21 protein-coding genes are annotated in these 22534 nt (G+C 64.8%); 4 read left to right on the forward strand and 17 right to left on the reverse strand.

All coding sequences use genetic code 11. The features are described from left to right. Entirely contained in the window at positions 1–849 is an 849-nt protein-coding gene (locus A3K89_RS14240) for an aldo/keto reductase (RefSeq protein WP_068427200.1), read from the forward strand. 57 nt (positions 850–906) lie between these two features. Here the strand turns inward: A3K89_RS14240 and A3K89_RS14245 are convergent, their stop codons facing one another. Together A3K89_RS14245 and A3K89_RS14250 are read right to left on the reverse strand one after the other, a co-directional pair. After that, positions 907–2457 (reverse strand): FAD-dependent oxidoreductase, encoded by a 1551-nt coding sequence (locus tag A3K89_RS14245; RefSeq protein ID WP_174551429.1) that lies wholly within the window; start codon positions 2455–2457, stop codon positions 907–909. 58 nt (positions 2458–2515) lie between these two features. Beyond that, the gene (locus A3K89_RS14250) at positions 2516–3532 is read right to left on the reverse strand and encodes an AurF N-oxygenase family protein (protein ID WP_068427128.1); all 1017 of its coding nucleotides are present in this window, start codon (positions 3530–3532) and stop codon (positions 2516–2518) included. Positions 3533–3772: 240 nt separating this feature from the next. On the opposite strand from A3K89_RS14250, the gene A3K89_RS14255 reads away from it, so the two are divergent. Together A3K89_RS14255 and A3K89_RS14260 are read left to right on the forward strand one after the other, a co-directional pair. After that, a complete protein-coding gene (locus A3K89_RS14255) occupies positions 3773–4708 on the forward strand; it encodes an ADP-ribosylglycohydrolase family protein (RefSeq protein WP_068427130.1) in 936 nt (311 codons plus the stop codon). After that, positions 4705–5214, forward strand: a complete 510-nt coding sequence (locus tag A3K89_RS14260; protein WP_068427132.1) for an O-acetyl-ADP-ribose deacetylase — start codon at positions 4705–4707, stop codon at positions 5212–5214. Before A3K89_RS14255 ends, A3K89_RS14260 begins: the two co-directional genes overlap by 4 nt. Here A3K89_RS14260 and A3K89_RS14265 read toward each other — a convergent pair. From A3K89_RS14265 to A3K89_RS14320, 12 genes are all read right to left on the reverse strand, one after another. Next, entirely contained in the window at positions 5211–5897 is a 687-nt protein-coding gene (locus A3K89_RS14265) for an NUDIX hydrolase (protein ID WP_068427134.1), read from the reverse strand. The two genes, A3K89_RS14260 and A3K89_RS14265, sit on opposite strands and share 4 nt — an antisense overlap. A 35-nt stretch (positions 5898–5932) precedes the next feature. Next, the gene (locus A3K89_RS14270; RefSeq protein WP_068427136.1) at positions 5933–7207 is read right to left on the reverse strand and encodes a T3SS (YopN, CesT) and YbjN peptide-binding chaperone 1; all 1275 of its coding nucleotides are present in this window, start codon (positions 7205–7207) and stop codon (positions 5933–5935) included. Between the two features lie 147 nt (positions 7208–7354). Beyond that, the gene (locus tag A3K89_RS14275) at positions 7355–8071 is read right to left on the reverse strand and encodes an excalibur calcium-binding domain-containing protein (protein ID WP_068427201.1); all 717 of its coding nucleotides are present in this window, start codon (positions 8069–8071) and stop codon (positions 7355–7357) included. Positions 8072–8242: 171 nt separating this feature from the next. Further along, a complete protein-coding gene (locus A3K89_RS14280) occupies positions 8243–9346 on the reverse strand; it encodes a hypothetical protein (RefSeq protein WP_240930903.1) in 1104 nt (367 codons plus the stop codon). Positions 9347–9449: 103 nt separating this feature from the next. Continuing rightward, positions 9450–10853 (reverse strand): dicarboxylate/amino acid:cation symporter, encoded by a 1404-nt coding sequence (locus A3K89_RS14285; protein WP_068427203.1) that lies wholly within the window; start codon positions 10851–10853, stop codon positions 9450–9452. A gap of 197 nt (positions 10854–11050) precedes the next feature. Then, positions 11051–11749: a hypothetical protein gene (locus tag A3K89_RS14290; RefSeq protein ID WP_068427138.1), complete on the reverse strand. Its 699-nt coding sequence runs from the start codon at positions 11747–11749 to the stop codon at positions 11051–11053. Between the two features lie 71 nt (positions 11750–11820). After that, positions 11821–12174 carry a VOC family protein gene (locus tag A3K89_RS14295; protein ID WP_068427140.1) on the reverse strand — a complete coding sequence of 118 codons (354 nt, stop codon included), beginning with the start codon at positions 12172–12174 and terminating at the stop codon, positions 11821–11823. 123 nt (positions 12175–12297) lie between these two features. Then, positions 12298–13881 carry an FAD-dependent monooxygenase gene (locus tag A3K89_RS14300; protein WP_068427204.1) on the reverse strand — a complete coding sequence of 528 codons (1584 nt, stop codon included), beginning with the start codon at positions 13879–13881 and terminating at the stop codon, positions 12298–12300. Positions 13882–13997: 116 nt separating this feature from the next. Further along, positions 13998–14768: an SDR family NAD(P)-dependent oxidoreductase gene (locus tag A3K89_RS14305; RefSeq protein WP_068427142.1), complete on the reverse strand. Its 771-nt coding sequence runs from the start codon at positions 14766–14768 to the stop codon at positions 13998–14000. Between the two features lie 4 nt (positions 14769–14772). Then, the gene (locus A3K89_RS14310; RefSeq protein WP_254303535.1) at positions 14773–16107 is read right to left on the reverse strand and encodes an MFS transporter; all 1335 of its coding nucleotides are present in this window, start codon (positions 16105–16107) and stop codon (positions 14773–14775) included. 40 nt (positions 16108–16147) lie between these two features. Continuing rightward, positions 16148–17596: an FAD-dependent oxidoreductase gene (locus A3K89_RS14315; RefSeq protein ID WP_068427208.1), complete on the reverse strand. Its 1449-nt coding sequence runs from the start codon at positions 17594–17596 to the stop codon at positions 16148–16150. Then, positions 17589–18413 (reverse strand): SDR family NAD(P)-dependent oxidoreductase, encoded by an 825-nt coding sequence (locus tag A3K89_RS14320; protein ID WP_068427145.1) that lies wholly within the window; start codon positions 18411–18413, stop codon positions 17589–17591. Before A3K89_RS14320 ends, A3K89_RS14315 begins: the two co-directional genes overlap by 8 nt. Before the next feature lie 208 nt (positions 18414–18621). On the opposite strand from A3K89_RS14320, the gene A3K89_RS14325 reads away from it, so the two are divergent. After that, on the forward strand, positions 18622–19284 hold the full coding sequence (locus A3K89_RS14325; protein WP_240930920.1) for an IclR family transcriptional regulator: 663 nt from the start codon (positions 18622–18624) through the stop codon (positions 19282–19284). Here the strand turns inward: A3K89_RS14325 and fahA are convergent. The 3 genes from fahA to A3K89_RS14340 are packed head-to-tail and all read right to left on the reverse strand — an operon-like array spanning position 19281 to position 22484. Continuing rightward, positions 19281–20447, reverse strand: a complete 1167-nt coding sequence (fahA, locus tag A3K89_RS14330) for a fumarylacetoacetase (RefSeq protein WP_068427149.1) — start codon at positions 20445–20447, stop codon at positions 19281–19283. The genes A3K89_RS14325 and fahA overlap by 4 nt on opposite strands. A gap of 55 nt (positions 20448–20502) precedes the next feature. Continuing rightward, positions 20503–21294 carry a hypothetical protein gene (locus A3K89_RS14335; protein ID WP_367946708.1) on the reverse strand — a complete coding sequence of 264 codons (792 nt, stop codon included), beginning with the start codon at positions 21292–21294 and terminating at the stop codon, positions 20503–20505. After that, a complete protein-coding gene (locus A3K89_RS14340) occupies positions 21291–22484 on the reverse strand; it encodes a homogentisate 1,2-dioxygenase (protein ID WP_068427151.1) in 1194 nt (397 codons plus the stop codon). The genes A3K89_RS14335 and A3K89_RS14340 overlap by 4 nt, the downstream gene beginning before the upstream one ends. Positions 22485–22534 lie beyond the last annotated feature (50 nt).

Below are 22534 nucleotides of genomic sequence, written 5' to 3' on the forward strand. Positions count from 1 at the left end.
GTGAGTGTCGTACCCAGCATCACTTTGAACAACGGTCGAACCATCCCGCAGCTCGGCTTCGGTGTGTTCCAGATCGAACCCGAGAAGACCGCCGAAGCAGTCAAGACCGCCCTCGAGGTCGGCTATCGGCATATCGACACCGCCGAGATGTACGGCAACGAGAAGGAGGTCGGGCAGGGTATCCGCGACGCGGGAATCGACCGCTCGGAGGTCTTCGTCACGAGCAAGCTGAACAACGGTTTTCACGAACCCGACGACGCGCGTCGAGCATTCGATCGGACTCTGAACGACCTCGGAACCGACTACGTGGATCTGTTCCTCATCCACTGGCCTCTGCCCACTCGGTACGACGGCGACTTCGTGTCCACTTGGAAGACGCTGGAGGAATTCGCGAAGGACGGACGTGCACGGTCCATCGGTGTCTCGAACTTCCAGCCGGCCCATCTGGAACGCCTTGCACAGGAGACCGAGACGGTGCCTGCCGTGAACCAGATCGAAGTGCACCCGTACTTCGTGAACGAAGACGCACGCAGCCACAGCCGCAACAACGCGATTGCGGTCGAGGCATGGTCGCCCATCGCCCAGGGCAAGGTGCTCGACGACCCGACGATCGAGAAGATCGCTCAGGCCGTAGGGAAATCGACGGCTCAGGTCGTTCTACGGTGGCATCTGCAGCGCGGCGACATCATCTTCCCCAAGTCGGTGACGCCGGACCGAGTGAAGGCGAACTTCGACATCTTCGACTTCGAGCTGAGCGATTCCGACATCGCGGACATCACCGCCCTCGATCGCGGTGAAGAAGGGCGTACCGGGCCCAACCCGGACACCTTCGACATGATCCCCGACTGACCTCGGAACGGCGGAGGCCCCGCACACGGTATGTGCGGGGCCTTCTTTCCGTTCGTCTCAGACTCGGCGTGGGCGACGCCAGCGCCGGACTTCGGGTGCGACGTCGATGTCACCGAGCGTGCCGTCGTTGAAGTCGTCCACGAGATGCCGCACCGTTTCCTGGGCGCACGACTTGTTGGTTCCGATGAACCCGGACGGGCCGCGTTTGATCCACCCGGTCACATAGGAGCCAGGAACCGTTGTGCCGTCCGCAGACTCGAGCACACGGCCTCCGTCGTTGGGGATGATGCCGCGGCGATCGTCGAACGGCACCCCGGGTAGAGCGACACCGCGGTAGCCGATGGACGTGAGAACGAGCCCCGCGTCGACAGTCTCCTTCTCGCCGGTCGCGATGCTGAGTACAGCCCCGTTCTCGTCGGTGTCGAGGGTCATGCGGTCGAACTCGACGCCGGCGACGGCCGAGTCGCCTAGGATGCGCGTCGGCGACAGCAGGTATCGGAGCACGATGCGCTTGTTGTCGCTGCCGGTGACGTCGTCGACCCGTCGGAGAAGCTGCAACTTCTGGGAGACGGCGTGGGGAAGGTCGTTGGTCTCGGCGAGTTTCGTGGTGGTCGCGTCGAGCATCATCTCGTCCTTGTGGATCGAGACGTCGATGCCGGATGTGCTGAGCAGGCCGGCGAACTCGGGAACGGTGAACGCCGACTGCGCGACGCCGCGTCGTCCCACGACGAGTACTTCCTCGATGTTCGACTCGCGCAGCGCTTTCACCACATGGCTGGGCACGTTGGTGCCGACGAGGCGCTCGGGATCGATCGTCAGAATGCGTGCGACGTCGAGCGCCACGTTGCCGTTGCCGATGATGACTGCCCGCTTGTGCGACAGATCGTAGCGACGATGCGCGTGGTCGGGATGGCCGTTGTACCAGGCGACGAAGTCGGTGGCGGACGAACGGCCGGGCAGATCGGCACCGGGCACGGTCAACTCGCGATCACGGGAGGCGCCGACCGCGTAGACGACGGCGTGGTGCGATTCGAGCAGTTGCTCGTGTGAGATGTCCTTGCCGATCTCGACGCCCAAGTGGAATTCGAAGCCCGGTTGCGCCGAGATCTTGTCGAACAAACGCGAGACCTGGCGGGTCTTCTCGTGGTCGGGCGCAACACCCAGACGCGCCAAACCGTGCGGCTGCGGGAGCCGATCGTAGACGTCGACCTTCACGCCAGGCTGCGTGAGCAGTTCGTCGGCGGCGTACATCGCGGACGGGCCGGACCCGACGATCGCGACTCGGAGCGGTTGCCTGTCCCTGGTGACGGCCGGTGCCGGAGACACCGGCGCGAGGAGAGGTCGCGTGGGACGTTCCTGCTTGTAGAAGTCCGAGTTGATCGTCAGGAACGGCAGTTGCTCGTCGGTCAACTTGGACTTCGGAACGATCGCGTCGACCGGGCACGCCGACACGCAGGCGCCGCAATCGACGCACGACGTGGGGTCGATGTGCAGCATCTCTGCCGTCAGGAAATCGGGCTCGTCCGGTGTCGGATGGATGCAGTTGACGGGGCATGCGTAGACGCACGATGCGTCGCTGCAACACGATTGAGTGACAACGTGGGGCATGGTGATTCCTGACGGCAGGCGCTGCTGTGGAGATAACTGGCGCTGGAGTGACGGGGGATCAGGCGGCGAACTGGTTGGAGCTGCGGTCCGGCTCGCTACGGTAACGCGAGGCCTTGCCGTCGATGCCACACGCCTTCCACATCAGCTTCGCGGGGCGGCTCATCATGCCGGTCTCGGTGGCCAACATGCGGACGTCGCCGAAGTAGTCCTGCAGCGTGTGCTGCGCCTCTTCGGATTCCCAGAAGAGGTCCTTCTTCACGTACTGAGGAATCGCGAACTTCTTCCAGAACCGCTTCGGCGGAATCACGATCGCGTCGCACAGCACGCGCATCACGATCGGGAAGGCGAGCGACAGGAAGAACCGGCCGACCTTCGACATCTTGGGAACCCGACGACGGAGAAGCTGGTGCGCGAACGAGATGTGTCGTGCTTCCTCTGCCACGTGAATGGCCATGACGCTTTCCATGATCGGGTGGATTTCCTCACCCGAACGCAGAACGGACTTCTGAATGTGGTCGATGGGCTCCTCGCCCGCGAGGACGCCGACGAAGAAGAGTTCCGGTGCGATCGACGCGAACAGCGGAATGATCGGCGACAACATCTTCATCGGACGACTCATGCCGGGCGCATCGCGATCGACGCGATTGACCATCTCCTGGAACATCAAGGTGTGGTTGCACTCTTCGATGGACTCGTGAGTGCAGTAGCGCGCCTCTGCGGATCCGTTGGGCAGCGAGAAGACGTACTGCATCATCCCTCGGATGAGGATGTTCTCGAACTGCAGCCCGACCTTCGCGACATTGGCCTGGCGCCACATGCCGATCTTGATCTGCTGGTCTTCCGGCAGGGCCTGGTACCACGGGTGGCTACCGATCGGGTCGGTCTTGGTGGGCAGGATCCACCGGCGATCGTTCTCCGGGACGGAGAACTTGGGGGATTCCCAGTCGATGTCGACGTAAGGGTCGAAGTGCTTGTGCACCGATCCCTCGGACAGAAGGCGCAGAGTCTCGTTGTACTTCTCGGTCTCCGCGTCGGGATCGATAGAGATCGTGCCGTCTTCTGACGTCAGTGTCATCGCTTCCTCCTGTGTGGTGCGAACTTGTACTTAATGTAACTCGAAGTATCAGCAAACGGAAGCCGGATCGGAGATGGATTTCGCGCCATGTGTGTGACCAGGGGTAACAGAGAAATATTTTTCGCGAATCGGGGATGCGGAGGTGCTCGAATCTCGAAGTTCGGGCGAAATCGCAGGCCGGTTGACGCTTCGAGCAAATATGCGCTAAGTTAAGCGCAGAAACGAGCTAAGGAGATCGGTATGGCGCTGACCATGGAGCAGAACGACCGCGCGGCAGGTGTACTCCTGGGGACGGCGGCCGGCGACGCGCTCGGAGCAGGGTACGAATTCACGTACCCAGCGCCCGGCATGGCCGTCGACATGATCGGCGGTGGAACGTTCGATTGGGCACCCGGTGAGTGGACCGACGACACGTCGATGGCCGCGGCGGTAGCGCTCGCGGCCCGGGACGAGGACGTCTCGTCCGTGAGAGGTCTCGACGCGATCGTTGCGAACTTCGTAGCGTGGTACGACACCGACCCGGTCGACGTCGGAACCCAGACACGGAAGGTCCTCGGTCATCGCAGCAGCACGGCGGCCGAGATGACTGCACGGGCCGCGGCACTGACCGGCCGGACCGGTGGGAACGGTTCGCTGATGCGCACCGCGCCCGTCGCGCTGGCGTTCCTGGACGACGCCGACCGGTGCGTCGCGGCCGCTCAGGCGGTCAGTGCGCTCACGCATTCGGATCCGCAGGCCGGTGAGGCCTGTGCGCTGTGGTCTTACGCAATTCGGCACGCTGTTCTGCACGGAAACTTCGACGGCCCCAGGCTGTGGTTGGACACGGCAGGCAACGCAGCGGACACGTGGAGGGCGTTGCTCGACGAGGCGGAGGCCGGCGACCCGTCGGACTTCGCGCAGAACGGCTGGGTCGTGCATGCGCTGCAGACAGCATGGAGTGCCATCACGCGCGCCGAGTCGGACGGCCCCGAACATCTCGTGCGCGCCCTCGAATCGTGCGTCTTGGCGGGCGGTGACACCGACACCACCGCAGCCATCGCGGGTGGACTGCTCGGCGCTCGGTGGGGAGCGTCCGCCGTGCCGACGAAGTGGCGCTCGATGCTGCACGGGTACCCCAGCCTGACCGGCGAGGACCTCGTCGCTCTCGCTGCCGACATCACGGGAGGACGGGCATGACCGTCATCGACGTCGTTCGCGGCGACATCACCACCATGCGCGTCGACGCGATCGTCAACGCTGCCAACTCCACTCTGCTCGGCGGCGGGGGAGTCGACGGCGCCATCCACCGCGCCGGCGGCCCCGTGATCCTCGCCGAATGTAGGACGCTGCGGAACACTAGCCTTTCGAACGGTCTCGCAGCGGGGGCCGCCGTCGTCACGACAGCGGGACGACTGCCCGCGAAGTGGGTGATCCACACGGTGGGACCGCGCTATTCCGCTCGCGAGGATCGTTCTGCGATCCTCCGATCGGCGTATCTGCGGAGTCTGGCTGCTGCCGACTCGGTCGGCGCGAGAACCATTGCATTCCCGCTGATTTCGGGCGGATCCTACGGCTGGCCCGTCGACGACGCGGTGACGCAACAGGTAGCGGCTGTCACGAGTGCGTCCACGAACGTGGAAATGGTGACTCTGGTCGCGTTCACCGAACGGATCGCGACACTGACGGCTCGGCTTCTGAGTTAGTTGCCGACCTGATGTCGGAAGAGTACGGACGCCGACTCCGGTAGCACCGCTGCCGCTCTCCGCCGATACAGCTCGGCCGGGCGACCGCCGCCTGCGATGGACGTGGTCCCCGTTCCTTCCAGAGCGCTCGTGACATGACGGCGGAAAGTGTCCTTGGGGATTTCGGTGTCGAACACGATCTCGTACAACCGTCGAAGCTCGAGCAACGTGAACGTATCTCCGAGTAGGCGGCCGGGATCGATTCTCGACGCGTACCGACGGCGAAGGTCGTTCACCGACAACGTCACCATCTCTCCGTGGTCGAACGCCAAAGGCCTTGTCGCAGAACCGTGCTCGATGTCGACGAGACCGATGGAACTCGTCAGTGCCTCGACCGCGATCGTGGCTCCGTGTGCCATCGACAGCACCCATCCGCGCTCGTCACGGTCGGGCGCATCGAACATTCCGATCTGATGAAATTCCAGGCCACCGAGCCCGGCCTTGGTGCGCAAGGCTCGGTCGGCCGCGTCGGCGAGCCGTTCCCCGGGGTGCAAGAACGTTCCGGGGAGCGCGTCGCCGCGCGGAGACGGTACGACGACAACCTTCAGAACGCCGTCGTGCACCGTCAGTACTGCGACGTCGACGGCCACGGACGGCCTGGGGTAATCGGTCAGCGACCTGCCTGCGGTCTGCGGTGTCTCCACTCGGCCGAGCTTAGCGCACCCATGAGCTATCGGACTCAGAGATCGAACAGAGCTGGTTCCTCGAGTTGGTCGAACAACGAGATCTGTTGCGTCTTCGGTGGAGTCGGTGCCCGATGGAACGCGCGCCTGAGACTCTCCGCGACGTACGTCCAGCTGACGGCGAAGGCGTCGCACATGACGGCCGCGCGGATTCGACGCTCGTCGCCGAGTCGGTGGGCGTGGTCACGGAACCGTTGAGCGGAGAACTCGGCCCGCTCCGTGAGCTCGCCGATGTCCTGCTTGCGGCACATGGCTTCGACTGTGGCGGCGTCGACCGGTCCGCGCGTCAATTCGCATGCGGCGCGCAAGGTTCCGAGTGTGCCACTGTCGTCGGACCACGTCACGTGTGGTTCCGGCTCGGGGTGGCGATGCGTGGGGTCGTAGACGGAACCGCCCAGCTCTGCTGCGAATGCGGCGTCGATCGAGTCGACGAACATGCCGAGGTGATAGAGCATCGACGTGAGGTGACGGGGCACGTAGGAGTTGGTCACGATCGCGGTGTCGGCGAACAACTGGTCGCCCGCCACGACGAACGTGATGTGACGCCACCGGGTGTTGAGCCAGGACAACCGACGAGACAGCGCGGTCGACATGACGACACCGCTGACCAAAGGGGCGTGTAGCCGAACGGAATTCGCGTCCGGGCCGAAGCACACGTGGACGGGCATCGCGAAACCGTCGACGCGGATGTCGCCGTTGTCTTCTCTGGCGACCGCGATTCCGGGTGCGCTCGTGACGCTGTCGAGAATCAGTGCTCGAAGATGATCGATGTCCAACGGATGGACCGCCGTGGTGTCCGGCAGTCGTCGATCGGTCGCGGTGCGGAATTGGCGGTCGTCGCGCGTGACCGCGTCGGCGGACAGAAACGCAGGGTGGGGCACCGACCAGACCTCTCGGAACAGTCGCACGATCAGGTGCGCGAGTTCCGCGGCCTCGTCGGTGCGTCGACTCATGGTCCTGCTGATCAACGTGCCGTACGTGCTTCGCTCGCCCGGAGTCGCCCACCCCAGTTCGACGATACGATCGTCGTTTCCGATAGCGGGGTCGACGCCGTCGTACAGGTGACCCGCGAGAACTGCGGCTGACTCCAGAATGCCGTCGACCATGCACTGCACACGCACCCACGGTGAATCGCCGTCACCGCGGTCGAGTCCCGACTCCGCGGTGATGTCCAAGCCCTCGCGCGAGCGCATGCCGACGACGAACGCAGACAATTCGTCGGTGTACGAGGCCCACGCGTCGTCTATGGAACTTTGAAGTCGGTCGTTCATGTGGGTGCCCTCCCGTCGATGGGCGACTGGATCCGCCCGTCGACAAAGACAGTAGCGACGGGGTCCGACAGAAACGGCGGCTGCGCCACCCGTGCGCGGAAAGTCGGTGCAGGGGACAACTTTCGCGCACGGGTGCCGCAGGCGCATTCAGTTCTCGCAGGCCACGCCGTCGCCGTCGCGGTCGAGCTTGGAGCTGTAGCCAGCCTCACCCCGGTAGATCGGCGCGGCGCCTGCGGCGCGGACCGCCGAGCAGTTGGCGTAGTAGACGTTCGACGGCGCCTCGGCGACCACCGGCGCAGGCGGGACGTAGACGGGCTCCGGTTCCGACTCGGCCACGTAGACCGGCGCGGGAGCGGGCGCAGGGACGTACGCCTCGGTCGTCTTCGGGGGAGGTGCATAGACGGTCACGGTCTCCGGTGCCGGCGCGACGGTCGTCGGGACAACCGTGGTCGTCGTGGGAGCAATCGTTGTCGTGGTGGGGGCTGTCGTCGTCGGACGTGCCGTCGTCGTCGCGACGTCGGCGATCGCGGGTGCTGCGAACGCTGCGGCGGCGGGAGCTTCCTCCGGCTCCGGCGTCGGAGCGGTGATACCGAGTGCCACCAACGCCGGAAGGAGAGCGACGGCCGGCGTCGCCCAGATCAGTCGGCCGCGCGAGGGCGCGACGAACAAGTACAGGCCGCCTGCAGCTGCCGCACACAGTCCGACGACGAGGCCGGCGAGGGAGAAATCGACCAGAGAGGTCAGCACGAACAGGACGCCGAGCACGAGCGCGACCCATCCGATGATCTTGCCGAAACGTGGTCGTGGAGTCTTCGGGCGCTCGGCACCGGGAAAGACATAGGGCTGGGAAAATGGATCGGTCATGACGGAGTCCTCGAGAATCGGGCTGTGGATACGGCGCACGAGCACCGCGGATCGACAGACCTGACCGAGGGGCTCCGAGCAGGAATCCGGCGGCCGCGGGCTGCTTCACGACTGACATCGCCGAATTCCGAGCACCATGTCGGTCGACGCGCCCGTCTCGTTACAGACCGATCAGAACTCTTTCGAAAGGTCGTCCTCCCCGAACGGCTCGGCGAGTTCGACGCCTGCGAGAACTGCACGCCGGAGGGCCTTCGGGACCTCGAGCGAATCGTCCTCTCGAGCGAGGACTTTCTGCTCCTGCAGCGAACGCACCCGGTAGTCGATCAGCTGCGCGGTGCGGAGATCCTCGTCCTCCAACCCCTCGTAGTCCTCGTCGGCGTTGTCGAGAGGGAGGTCGTCGGTCATCGCAGCCAGCAACGTCTGCACGGCGAACGTGTTGGCGAGACCCATCGAAACGTCGTCCTCGCTCGACGTCAGCTGGTGGCGGATGTGGTGGGTGAGCAGGTCGCGGAGGGTGCCCAGCGACCGGGAGCGCAATCCGTCGACAGCAGGTCCCGGAACGACGGTCTCACCGTCGACCGCCAGAACGTCCGATGCGAACGCCACGGCCCATCGATCGAGAGCGGTGAGGTCCACGAGCTCGGTGTTCTCGTTCGAGTCGCTCAGCGCAGTTGCGAGCTCGGGAACGTCCATCATCGACAGCCCGGGCCCGACTCGGTCGACGATCTCGTCGAGGCCTGCAACCAACGGGAGAGCGGACAATGCGGCCGATTCGTCGTCCTCGGAGACGTCGGGAAGCTCGATGTCCTCCGGGGCGAGGATGTCGGGATCGTTGTCGATGAAGTCGGTGAGGTCTTCCATGACGTGCGCGAAGTCGTCGTCCGACCCGCTCCACCCGTCCGACTCGTCGAGGTAGGTCAGGAACTCGAGGACGGTCAGAATCATGTTGGATGCCGCTGCGGGGCCGTTGTCGGGATCGGAATCCTCGATGCGGGTGGCGGCGTCGACGAGGAAGTGCGCGTCGTTCGGCGTCCAGGCGGTGGGGGAGAACCCGGGGTTCGCTCGAAGCATCTGGCTGAGCGTGGTTCGTACGAGGGAGACGATTCGATCGGCGTGTTCCGCCATCTCACCTTCGTCGAGCCACACAGCGAAATCGTCGAGGACGGCGGACGGCAGGGCCGGTGTGCGCGTCGACGACGACTGCTGACGTCGTTGTCGTGCCTTGATCTTGGCTGCGCGCTTCTGTCCTCGACTTGCCGGTCCTTTGGATCCCATGACGTCGAGAGTAATCGGGTCGCTCGTCCCGTCACACATCGATGGGCCGTGGCATCCGTCTACCGGCTGCCACGGCCCATCGATGTCCGTCGAGAGAAGTTGACTACCTTGCCAATTCGACGTCCGTCGCGGTTGCGTCGTCGTCCGCGAACGGGTCGCCGTTGCGTGGGGCGTTGTACCGATCCAGGTCGAGGATGCCCTCGCGCTTGGCGACGATGGCCGGAACGAGCGCCTGGCCGGTGACGTTGACGGCCGTGCGGCCCATGTCGACGATCGGCTCGACAGCGAGGAGCAGTCCGACACCGGCGAGCGGAAGTCCGAGCGTCGACAACGTGAGGGTCAACATGACGGTGGCGCCGGTGGTGCCTGCCGTTGCGGCGGAACCGATCACGGACACGACGATGATCAACAGGTAGTCCGTGAACGTCAGTCCGACGCCGTAGAACTGAGCGACGAAGATGGCAGCGATCGCGGGATAGATTGCGGCGCAACCATCCATCTTCGTCGTGGCTCCCAGCGGCACGGCGAACGACGCGTACTCACCGGGCACGCCCAGGTTGCGCTCGGTGACGCGTTCGGTGAGCGGCAGCGTGCCGATCGACGAGCGCGAGACGAACCCGAGCTGTGTGGCAGGCCATACGCCGGAGAAGAACTGACGAACCGAAAGGCCGTGAGCACGAACGATGATCGGGTACACGACGAAGAACACGATTGCGAGCCCGACATAGATCGACACCGTGAAGACGCCGAGCGAACCGATCGCGTCCCATCCGTAGGTTGCGACGGCGTTGGCGATCAGCGCAGCGGTGCCGATCGGTGCGAGGCGGATGATCCACCACAGAACCTTCTGCACGATCGCGAGAAGCGATGCGTTGAAGGTCAGGAACGGTTCGGCCTTCTCGCCGATCTTGAGTGCGGCAATTCCGATCGCAGCGGCGATGACGAGCAACTGAAGGATGTTGAAGCTCAGGGAAGACGTTGCGGTGCTGGCGAATCCGTCACCGGCAGCCGTGGTCGTCACGGACGTCTTCGAGCCCAGAGCGAAGAAGTTGTTCGGTACGAGCCCGGTCAGAAACGACCACCACGAGCCGACACTGCTCGGATCCTTGGCCGACGACATCTCGACGCCGGTGCGTGAACCGGGTTGCGCGACGAGGCCGATCACGATGCCGATGATCACTGCGATGAACGCGGTGATCGCGAACCACAGAAGCGTCTGCACGGCCAGCCGGGCAGCGTTGGCGACCTGACGAAGATTTGCGATGGAGCTGACGATCGCAGTGAAGACCAGAGGTACGACGGCGACCGTGAGCAGCTTCACGTAACTGGAGCCGATGGTCGCGACGGTGCCGACGAGCCAGTTCTCGTTGCCGTCGGCGGCGTCGGGCATCGACCGAGCAATGAGGCCGATGACCACACCGAGCACGAGGCCGGCGACGATCTGAGGTCCGAAGGACTTCGCCCATGCGGGCACGCGAGATGGACGGGTAGCGCTGGGCGCAGACATGAACATGCCTTTCGAGAAAGAGAAAACGAGGAAAAGTCCCCGAATCAGAGAAGAAGGTGCCGAGTCGAATCGGTCACCGACAGATAGCGCTCGCCTGCAAACGGAGGTCGACGTAGCGTCGACTGGTCAGGAGGGGCATCACTTACTGGAGGTTACCCCTAGGCCCGAACGCCGCCCCCAGCGCCCGGGCCACGGCATCACCTACGGCGGGAGATCGCGAAGGTGTCGGCGACGGTCGGCTTGCCCCATACGAACGGCGGAGGGCCACCCGTCAGTCGGCGCGCAATCTTGCGGTTGTCGTCGAAGACCCGCTGTATCCAGAGTACGGCCGTCGCCACTGCCACCTGCACGAGGTGCGCGACCGTCTCTGCGAAGCTCTGCAGCACTGTGTGGGGAGGCTCCACATCGTAGGACTGCGCCACCAGGCTGACGTACTCGTTCAACGTCTTCGAGCATGCGTTCAAGTGGTCGATGCAGTGGTAGGTGTTGGCATACAGAACGAATGACTTCTTGCGGACACCGTCTCTGGGAAGTTTCTGCCAGTGATCGGTCGTCGGAAAATCTGGACGCGAGATCGATTCCGCCGACCACGGTTTTGGTCCGATTTCCCGGATCTCGAACATGTCGAATTCGCCGTCGGGTTTCGAATGCCACTCGTCGTGCAAGTCCGCGAAATGCACGATGATCTCGCTGACATGTGTCGTGAAATCGCGGATCAGGTTCGCGGCCGTCTCGCTCACGCGGTCGGGATCGAACCGAAACATAGCCTGCCCGATGTCGCTGAATGCCTCGTCGATCGGCGTGGCGGCCATCGCGATTCCAGTTGCCGCGCGCCGGACGCGGTCGCAGTGCTCGTAGTCGTAATCGTGCTCGTCGTAGTCCCGCTGTGTAGTCATGCGCGGGAAGGTAACGGAAGCTACCGACAAGAAAGGCCGAAAGGTGTTGCGCGACAGTAAATATCAACGATTCAATAATTCACACGGAATCCGCCGATGAGGGTGATGGCGTTGCCGTCGGGGTCCTCGATCGCCGACAGTCGCACGCCCTTGCTCGCGTCGACGATGTCTGCAGCGACGATTCCACGCGTCGCGAGTTCCTCGATGTGCTTCTCGAGATCGTCGACGGCGAAGTTCAGCATCGACGAGCCGGCACGCTCGGGATCGACGGTCACCTGCACCCAGGCGCTCTTGATGACCTGCCACTCGACGAGGGTAGGCATCGGGTTGTTGTCCGCAGGTCGAGAGAAGAACGCTTCGTAGAAGGCATTCGCCTTATCGAGGTCCGCGACGGGGACGACTGCGAGGACGTGTGCGAGAGCCATGGCTACTCCGATCGAAGTCGGAATATGGTCGGAGAAGTCGACCGTCGTCGACCCTGAAAGTCATCGTGCGTGCGAATGTACAGCCGGCTGTACATTCGCGCGCACGTGCGGCGCAGCCGCCCGTCAGGCGAACGTCTTCTTCAAATGCGCGACCACACCCTCGACAGTGGCAGGCGATTCACGATGACCGAGGTAGCCGTCCGGCCGGATGACCAGGGCCGACGGGCCGTCGATGCCGTACGCCTTGGCGAATTCGCCCTCGGCGTCGACGACGACGGTCAGCACCGACTCGACCGGCCCCGGCGACAGCAGATAGACGTCCAACAAGCCGTGCGCGGCGGCTGTCGCGGCTTCGGCGAGATCCTCCATCTCGTCCGGTGACCCGTCGGCATAAAGCAGCAGGGTGTGATTCACCCCGCTGAACAGTTCGAACAGCCGAACGGGATAGGCCACCATGTCGCGGGTGAGACCGCGGGCGTCGGGCGCACGCTCGCCGGGCTGCACCGTCGTCGCCGACGCATCGGCCTCGGAGATCAAGGGACTGTCGGCGTAGGAGATCAGCAATTGCGCCTGCCTGCGCATGGCCGTCTCGACCGACGTCTCACCGGCCCCGATTCCCTCGCGCGCGCTACGTACCGTCCGACCGACCACTTCTTCGCCTACGGGCCGGCGTTCGGCGTCGTAGGTGTCGGTCAGTCCTGGCGCTGCGACGCCGCGGACGGCCAGCGCGACCTTCCACGCGATGTTCTGTGCATCCTGGATTCCGGTGTTCATACCCTGTGCGCCGGTCGGTGGATGGATGTGTGCGGCATCCCCTGCGGCGAACACTCGACCACGACCGTAGGCGTCGACGATGCGGTGGCTGATGCGGAACACCGACGACCAGCGCAGGTTCGACGCGGTCGTCGGTTCGGGGGACAGCTGGTCGAGGACGGCTTGAATATGTCGTAGCTCGGGTGCGGCGCCGCCCGCGAAGCCGTGTGCGATGCCGTCGGCTCCCGCATCGGGTGCTGAGAGTTCCGGCGGCACGAGCATCGACATGCGGTAGCGGCGTCGACCCGGAAGCGGAATCGCGACGAGGATGCCGTCCTGGGATCCGTCGTCGGCGGTGTGCGAGATGCGAATGCCGTAGCCGGAAGGCAACGACCAGTCCACCTCGACGTCGCCGAGCATGTAGCCCTCGGCGAATGCGTCGCCCTCGAAGGTCAGGCCGAGTTGTTTGCGCACGACACTGTGTGCGCCGTCGCCGCCGATCAGATACTGCACGCGCTGAGACGTTCCGTCGCTGAGCGTCGCGGTGACGGCATCGGCGTCCTGAGTGAAACCCGCGAGAGCCACTCCGCGTTCGACGGTCCCGCCGAGTTCGGCCAACCGTTCGCGCAGGATGCGCTCGGTCTCGTACTGAGGGAGCATCGCGAAGCCGTAGGGGACGTCCGCGGGCAACGAAAGCTCGATGCGTCCGACCTCGGAGCCGTTCTGGAACATGATTTGCCCGCGCATCATGATGGCCGCGTCGAGAACGGCGTGCAACACACCGATGTTCTCGAACACTTCGAGCGTACGCGGCTGAATACCAACGGCTTTCGCGTACTGCGGCGGTTCCGTCAGCGGGTCGATCACACGGCACCCTATGCCCCGTCTGCGCAGCTCGATCGCGGCCGTGAGGCCGATCGGCCCGGCTCCTGCCACCAGTACCTCGACGTCCATGTCGCCACCCATCGTCTCGTCGTCCTTCTTGCCCGACATTGTCGAGCGGGGAAACGGCTACGAGAGAGGTAAACGCCGGAAGTCATGCGGAACGGGTGAGGAGTCGGACCGGTGGGTCAGAGCTCGCTGGTGATGCGGTGATAGATACCGCCGGAGGTCAGGCCGCCGTCGACGACCATCTCTGTTCCGGTGATGTAGCGGGACGCGTCGGACAGCAGGAACGCAACCGACTCGGCGATTTCCGACGCGTCGGCGACGCGTCCGGCGGGCACCGACTTCAGGCTCGTGTCGACGAAATCGGACGACCCCGAATGCAGCAGGGGAGTGTCGACGAGTCCCGGGTGAATGGAATTGACGCGCACCCCGTGTTCGGCGAACTCGAGCGCGCCTACCTTGGACAGCCCGCGCACACCCCACTTGCTGGCGCCGTATCCGGCCGCGAAGTAGCCGACCATGCCCGCGATCGACGAGACGTTGACGATCGAGCCGCCGTCGCCCCTCTTCAGAAGCGGAGCACAGGCTTTCATGCCGTAGAAGACGCTGGACAGGTTGATGTCCATGACCCGTCGCCAGTCCTCGATCGTGGTGTCCTCGATCCCGAACCGGTGGCTGACGCCCGCGTTGTTGACGAGGCCGTGCAGATCGCCGTCGGCTGAGTCGATACGGGAGGCGAGTTCGGTCCACGACGCGGGTTCGGTGACGTCGAGCTGGAAGAACTCCGCCTGTCCGCCGCCGGAGACGATCTCGTCGACGACGGACAGCCCGGGCTCGACAGCGATGTCGGTGACCCACACCTTGGCGCCACGAGCGGCCAGCATCGACGATTCGACTCGTCCCATACCGCTGCCGGCACCGGTGACGACGATGGATTTGCCGTCGAAGTTCATGGCTCTATCCCGTCTTCAGCTCGGTGCCCTTGGTCTCGGTCACGAAGAAGACCGCGACGAAGGTGAGCAGCGCGCAGAAGACGAAGTAGCCGGCCGGGGCGAGGGCGTTGCCCGTCAGCGAGATCAGCCACGTCGCGATGAACGGAGCCGTACCACCGAGCAGCATGTTGGTGGTGTTGTTGCCCAGAGCGAGACCGCTGTAGCGAACCGACGTCTTCAACATCTCGACGTAGGTGACGTACGACGCGCCGTTGACCACCGAGACCGCGATGAACAACACCGACTGGCCGACGACGGCCTGCCACAGGCTTCCGCCCGCCATCATCATGAACATCGGAACGCCGAGGATGATCGACGCGAGGCTGCCGCCGAACAGCACGGGCTTGCGACCGTACCTGTCGGCCATGTACCCGGCGATGGGGAGCGTGATGACACCGAGCACCAGAGCCAGCGACGTCGACAGGAACGCTGCCTGCGCGCTCTGGCCACCCTCGGTCTTCAGATACGTGGCCGCGTAGACCGAGGCGATGTAGTAGCCGCCCGTGATGAGAGCACCGAGGAAGATAATCTTCACGACGCTTCCGCCGGACGTGCTCAGCAGCTCCGAGATGGGCAGCTTCTTCGTCTCGCCCTTGTCCTCGAGCTCCTTGAACTCCGGGGTGTCGTCGAGCCTGCTCCGAATCCAGATGCCGATGCCACCGATGACGAGACTGAGCAGGAACGGGATGCGCCACGCCCACGAGAGGACCTGCTCTTCGGTGAAGATCGTGTTCAGTCCGAGCGCGCACAGCGACGCGAGCAGCGATCCGAGGTAGGTGCCGGTATTGACCATCGACGTCTGCGTGGCACGCCAACGGGTGGGTGCGGACTCGGAGACGAACGCGTTCGCGCCGCCGAGCTCACCACCCGCCGCGAAGCCCTGCAGGCATCGGCAGAGCACGAGCACCGACGTCGCCCACACACCGAGCGTGACGTAGGTGGGAAGCAGGCCGATACCTGCGGTGGCGATGACCATCAGCAGGATCGTCCAGGACAGGGCGTTCTTGCGTCCGTACTTGTCGCCGATGTGTCCGAAGAAGATGCCGCCGGGCACGCGCAGGAAGAACGCGACGGCGAACGCCGCGAACGTACCGAGCAACGCTGCGGTCGGATCCTCGGATACGAAGAACAGTGCGGCGATCGTGGTGGCCATGTAGCCGTAGATGCCGAAGTCGTAGTACTCGACGACGGTTCCGACGACTGCTGCGCGGATCACCGTCAACGGGGATTGCTTCACCGTGGTCGGCCCATCGGCGTGGTTGCTGTGCTCGGGGTGCACGGCGCTCTCGTTCGTGGTCATGACTGCTTCCTCAAAGGGTCAAGGGTAGGGAGTGCGGGGATCAGATCGCCAGAGCAGCTGCGGTGGACTTCACGAGCGCTGCAGTGCGGCCTGCGATGCGGCCCATCGTCAGCGCGTTCGCGACGGCGTTGCCGCCACCGACGTAGCGAAGGCCGAGAACGCCTGCCCCTGCCTCACCGGCTGCGAACAGTCCGGGGATCGGAACACCGTCGGTGTCGAGAACGGCTGCGTTCCGGTCGATTTCGAGGCCGGCATGGGTGCAGACCAATTCGGCGGGAAGGATGCGTGCGGCGTAGAAGGGCCCTCGATCGATCGGGTCCGGATCCGTCGTACTGCCCTTGTTCGCCAACGTGCGATGGCGAAGGAAATCCGGGTCCTCACCGTTCGGCAAGTTCTGGTTCCACCGCGCGACCGTGGCCTTCAGGGTGTGTGCGGGTACCTGCATCGACGTGGCCAGCTCGTCGAGCGAGTCCGCGCGCAGGGTCCGTCCCGCCTCGGCTTCCTCGGCGACGCGGTCGGCGGCCCAATCGGCATATCCGACAGGCAAATTTAGGCGGGCGTTCTCGTCGAAGACAATCCACGCCGATCCACCCTGATGATCGATGATTCCCGTGGAGACCGCATACGAGGCGTCCTCGTCCATGAACCGTCGACCGGCGGCGTTGACGTAGACGCGCGACTTCGGCGGAAAGCCCGACTGCCAGTGGTGGTACCGCTGGAAGTAGACCGTCGGGAGCATGAGTCCCCAGCCGTCCCCGGTGATCGACGCGTCGACCGCGTCGGCGAACCGCAGATGGTCGCCGCGGCTGCCGTCGGCGGCGACGACGAACAACGATTCGCCCGCTTTGTTCGCAACCGGGTAGTGCTTGTCGACGAACGTCGGATCCTGCGCGAAACCTCCGGATGCGACGACCACGGCACCCGCTCGAAGTTCGACGTCGTCGGCGATCACACCGACGACGCGGCCGTTCTCGGTGAGCAAGGCCTGAACCCGGGTGTCGAGAACGACCTCGATCCCGTGCCGTCGTCGCGCGGCGTCGAGTACCTGGACGAGGCCGTATCCCTGATCCTTCGGCACGTGCCCACGCCAGACGTCCTCGACACCTGCCTGGCTGAGCCCCGGCTGGTGCGCGTTGCCGGACACCTTCGCCGGGATCTCGACACCGAGCTCGATGAGCCACTCGAGCGTCGGGCCCGCGTTCTCGCAGAACGTACGGATCAGGCCGGGCGCCAGCATCCACTGGTTCAGATCCATGTAGTGCTGGAAGAACTTCTCGGCGCTGTCCTCGATGCCGAGTTCGCGCTGGACGGACGTTCCGGCTGCGGTGAACAATCCAGCGGACAGGGCCGTCGAGCCTCCGAGCTCCTTCATCGCCTCGAACAGCAGCACGGACGCGCCGTTCTCGGCGGCGGTGACGGCCGCCGCGAGCCCCGCACCGCCACCACCGATGACGACGACGTCGTAGTCGATGTCGGTCGAATCAGACATGGCGCGATCCACCGTCGACGGCGATGCTGTGCCCGGTCACGTAGCGGGCGCTGTCCGACAGCAGGAACAGAAGCGGTCCGAAGACTTCCTCCGGGGCACCGAGGCGGTGCAGCGGAACCGCGTCGAGAGCCTTCGCGAGGGCCTCGGGATCTTCCTGGACCCACCGCGTCATCTCGGTGTCGATGTAGCCCGGCGCGATGGAGTTGACGCGGATGCCGATGTCGCCGAACTCGACGGCGAGCGACTCCGTCAGATGCGCGACGGCTGCCTTGGATGTGCAGTAGGCGCCGCGACCCTTACGGACGCGCAGAGCCGACACCGAGGACATGTTGACGATGGCGCCGCCCTCGCCCATGTGGCGGGCCGCGGCCTGGGAGCCGAACAGCACTCCTTCGACGTTGACGCTCAGCGTCGCGTTGATCTGCTCGGGCGTGATGTCGGCGGCCAGCGCGAACGGGAAGATGCCTGCATTGTTGATCCAGAAGTCGATACGACCGAACTCGGCCAGAGCCGTCTGCGCAAGAGCTTCGTGGTCCTCGGCAACGGTGACGTCGATGCGGGCGCCGACGACCTTGCCCGGCTCGGAGACGAGCGCGTCGGTGGCCAGCTCGCCGTTCAGCTGCTCCGCTGTTTCCTTCATCTGCGCGTCGTTGATGTCGGCGCCGACGACGTTCACACCGCGAGCCGCGAGGCCCTTGGCGAACACCGAGCCCATTCCGCGCGCCGCGCCGGTGACGACGGCGACCTTGCCCGCGAGTTCGGGGTAGACCGCGGTCATCGTGCGGTCGACGACGCGTCCGGGATTGGTGCCTGTCATGAATTCTCTCCTCGTGCAACAGATGTCTCGATCGGGTCGGTCGTGCGGTCCCGTCGGGGAGGGCTTGCGACGTCCCGAGATGTGTGCGATAATCGCACGCAGCGTGCGATACTATCGAACTGTAGGTGGTCCACCTCACACACGTCAATAGGGGCGACTCATGACTCACGTTCAGCCAGGTCGAGAGGCTGTTCAGCTCGACTCGGGCATGTCCAAGACGCTGCATCACGGCCTCGTCGTTCTGGAATTGCTGGCCGAGCGACCGAACGGTCTCTCGATCACGGAGATCGCCGACGGCATCGGGGTGCATCGCACGGTCGCTCATCGACTCGTGCGGACGTTGGAAGCGCACCATCTGTGTCGGCGCGACGACTTCAAGCGAATCACGTTGGGCGCCGGTCTCGTCGCGCTCGCCGAACCCGTCGAGCAGGATTTGCGGACCGTGGCGCGCCCGGTGCTCGAAGAACTCGCCGATCAGCTCGGCGCGACGGTGCACCTCGTCGTGCGCGAAAACAGTAGCGAGGTACGGGCATTGATGGTCGTCGAGCCGCGCGGAGCGAAGGTGCACGTCGCGTTCAAGGGCGGCCAGGTGGACCCGATCGACCGAGGCTCGGCAGGTTTGGCGATGTTGGCATCGTTGCCGGCCGTGGAAGGCGAGCGCGAGGAAGTGACCCGGGCCCGCGCCGTTGGCTACGCGGTCACCCAGGGTGAGGTCATTCCGTCGGTAGGTGGTGTGTCAGCGGTGATTCCGGGCCGCCGCGGGGACGCGTTGGCAAGCCTCGGCGCATCAGTCTTCGAGATCGACGACGAGAAGCGCCTCGGTGCAGCGGTCGTCGCCGCGGCGGCACAGTTGGGGCGGTTGTTGCGTTAGGCCGGAACGATACGGCCTCGGACGTCACCGAAGCCGATGCGGGGCCCGTTCGGTCCGGGTGCGCTGGCGGCGATGACGACGTCGTCGCCGTCCTCGAGGAACGTACGGGTCTCGTCGCCGAGTGAGACCGGTTCCCTTCCGCCCCAGGTCAGTTCGATGAATGCCCCGCGTTGGTGCTTCTCCGGACCGGAGATGGTGCCCGACGCGAACAGATCACCCGTGCGTGAGGTGGCGCCGTTGACGGTTTCGTGGGCGAGCATCTGGGCGGGGGACCAGTACATCTCGCGGTACGGCGGACGCGCGACGTCGTATCCGTTCCACGTGACCGTCAGATCGATATCGAGTGCCCAGGACTGTGTTTCGCGCAGATACTCGAGCGGCTCGGGATCCTGCACAGGCGTCGAGACACGAGCCGCTTCGAGCGCGAGCAACGGCACGACCCACGGCGAGATCGACGTCGCAAAGCTCTTTCCGAGGTTCGGCCCCAGCGGAACGTATTCCCACGCCTGGATGTCGCGTGCGGACCAGTCGTTGACGATCACAGCGCCGAACACATGCTCCGCGAACCGATCCGGGGTGATCGGTGCATCCGACGGGACGCCGACGACGAAGCCCATCTCGGCCTCGATGTCGAGGCGCGTGCTCGGACCGAAGGTCGGCGACGCCTCGTCGGGCGCTTTACGCTGGCCGTTCGGGCGCGTGATGTCCGTTCCGGACACGACGACGGTGCCGGAGCGGCCGTGGTAGCCGACGGGGAGGTGCTTCCAGTTGGGCATCAACGGTTCCGAATCGGGCCGGAACAGACGACCCAGGTTGCTGGCGTGGTGCTCGGACGCGTAGAAGTCGACGTAGTCGGCGACGTCGAACGGCATGTGCATCGTGACCGTGTCGATTGGATGTACCGCGTGCGCCGGAACCGAATCGCCGGTGATGGCGTCGGTGATCGCGTCGCGAACCTCGACCCATCTCGTGCGGCCCTGGGCCATGAACGAATTCAACGACGCCTCGGCGAATACGTCGTCGTCCAGCGCAACGGCGAGGTCGACGACGTTGTCGCCGTAGCGGATTCCCACTCGCCGGTCCGTTCCTGCGGTGGAGAAGACACCGTAGGGCAGATTGTCGATTCCGAACTCGGAATCAGGAGAAATGTCGATGTGTGTCATGAAGGCTCCTTCGGAGCTCGTGAGCAGAAATGTGTAGAGGGCTATACATTCGCGCTCACGTGGGGTCGATGAGTCCTAGTGCGACGAGGTCGTCGAGGGGTTCTTGGATACTGCAGGTACCGAACGACAGAAACACTCGCTCGGTGTCGATCGCAGCGACTTCCTTCGCGACGACGTCAGGATCGCGGATCGCGAGGATGCTGCTCAGTTCGTCCGTCCCGGCGCCCCCTGCCGCGGCCTGCGCTGCCAGCAGCACGTTGAGATAGCCGTGTTGTTCGAAACCGTTGTCAGAGCCGGTGTTTCGGATCGCGTGATGCAAACCTGCAGTGGCTTTGAACCGAATTCCGCGACGCGACGCCTCGGCGATTCCGGCGGCCAGTTCCGCTTCACCCGGATACAGATCGGCCGTGACGCCTCCGGTGCGGAACTTCGCGCGGTAGCCGCGGCGTTCGACCGCGTCGAGGATCTCGGGTCGACGGTCGTCGCGGGGGATTTCAACGTAGACGTCGATGCCGCCACCGACGTCGTCGAGTGCACTCAGGTCGGTGCCGTCGGGAATCGCCACCTCGACAGCGACGACGGATACGCCCGAGATCGACTGCGCGGCTTCGATTCCGGGGACAACGCTCGACGGGCCCCCGGGCGCCGTGAGCGAGACGCGCACCGGCGACGGGACCGACGTCAGTTCACGCAGCCGGGGAATCGGAAACACGAACGGTCCGACGAGATCTGCAAAGGCCGCGTCGCGGTAGCCGAGGTGCTGCGGCACCGCGGCGCCCAGAGGTGCATTGCCGGGCGGGAACAGTGCTGCGTCGTCGCACAGACCACGGAAGACAGCAGGGATCACGACGCGGGTCCCCTGCCGGCCCACGTCCATGCGTACGCGGTGTCCTCGCAGGCGAGCGCGCCTTCGCCGAGTTCGAGCGGCCGGAACGTGTCGACCATGACGGCGAGCTCGTCGAAGAACTCGACGCCGATGCTGCGTTCGTACGCGCCGGGTTGCGGGCCGTGTGCATGGCCGCCGGGGTGGATCGAGATCGAGCCCTGTCCGATACCCGAACCCTTGCGGGCTTCGTAGTCACCACCGACGTAGAACATGATCTCGTCGGAATCGACGTTGGAGTGGTAGTACGGCACCGGAATCGACAACGGGTGGTAGTCGACCTTGCGCGGCACGAAGTTGCAGATGACGAAATTGTCGCCCTCGAACGCCTGATGCGCAGGCGGCGGCTGGTGCACGCGACCGGTGATCGGCTCGTAGTCGGAAATGTTGAACGTGTACGGGTACAGGCAGCCGTCCCAGCCGACGACGTCGAACGGGTGGTTCGGGTAGACGTAGCGGGTGCCGACGATGCCGGTGGAGCCGCGGTGCTTGACGAGGACCTCGACGTCGGTGTCCTCGACGAGCAGCGGTTCGCTCGGCCCGTGCAGGTCGCGTTCGCAGAACGGTGCGTTCTCGAGAAGCTGGCCGTACTTCGACAGGTAGCGCTTCGGCGGCACGATGTGGCTGTTCGCCTCCATCGCGTAGGCGCGGACCTCGCCGTCGGGAACCCAGCGGTGCGTCGTCGCGCGGGGGATGAGTACGTAGTCGCCTTGACGTGCCTGCAGTGCGCCGAAGACGGTTTCGACCGTGGCGCTGCCGGATTCGACGTACACCATCTCGTCACCGATCGAATTGCGATACAGCGGCGACGGTTTCGCTGCGACGACGTACGAGATGCGGATGTCGGCATTGCCGAGAATCAGACGACGGCCGGTTACCACATCGGTCTCCGCGACGACCTCCGGCGGGAAGAGATCGTGCAGCTTCAGGTGGCGCGGCTTGAGCGGGTGGTTCGGCGTCGTCGACTGATCGGACAACTCCCAGACCGTCGCATCGACGATCGCCGACGGGATGTGGCGGTGATAGAGCAACGACGAATCGGAGGAGAAGCCCTCCTCGCCCATCAGCTCCTCGTAGTACAAACCGCCGTCGGGAGTCCGATGCTGCGTGTGACGCTTCGGCGGTACCGATCCGAGTTGCCGGTAGTAGGCCACGGGAATCTCCTAGATGTGTCCAGAGCTGATAATAAACACATTAACTAGTT

It is taken from the genome of Rhodococcoides kyotonense (assembly GCF_001645385.1).
In the GTDB taxonomy this organism is placed as follows: Bacteria; Actinomycetota; Actinomycetes; order Mycobacteriales; family Mycobacteriaceae; genus Rhodococcoides; species Rhodococcoides kyotonensis_B.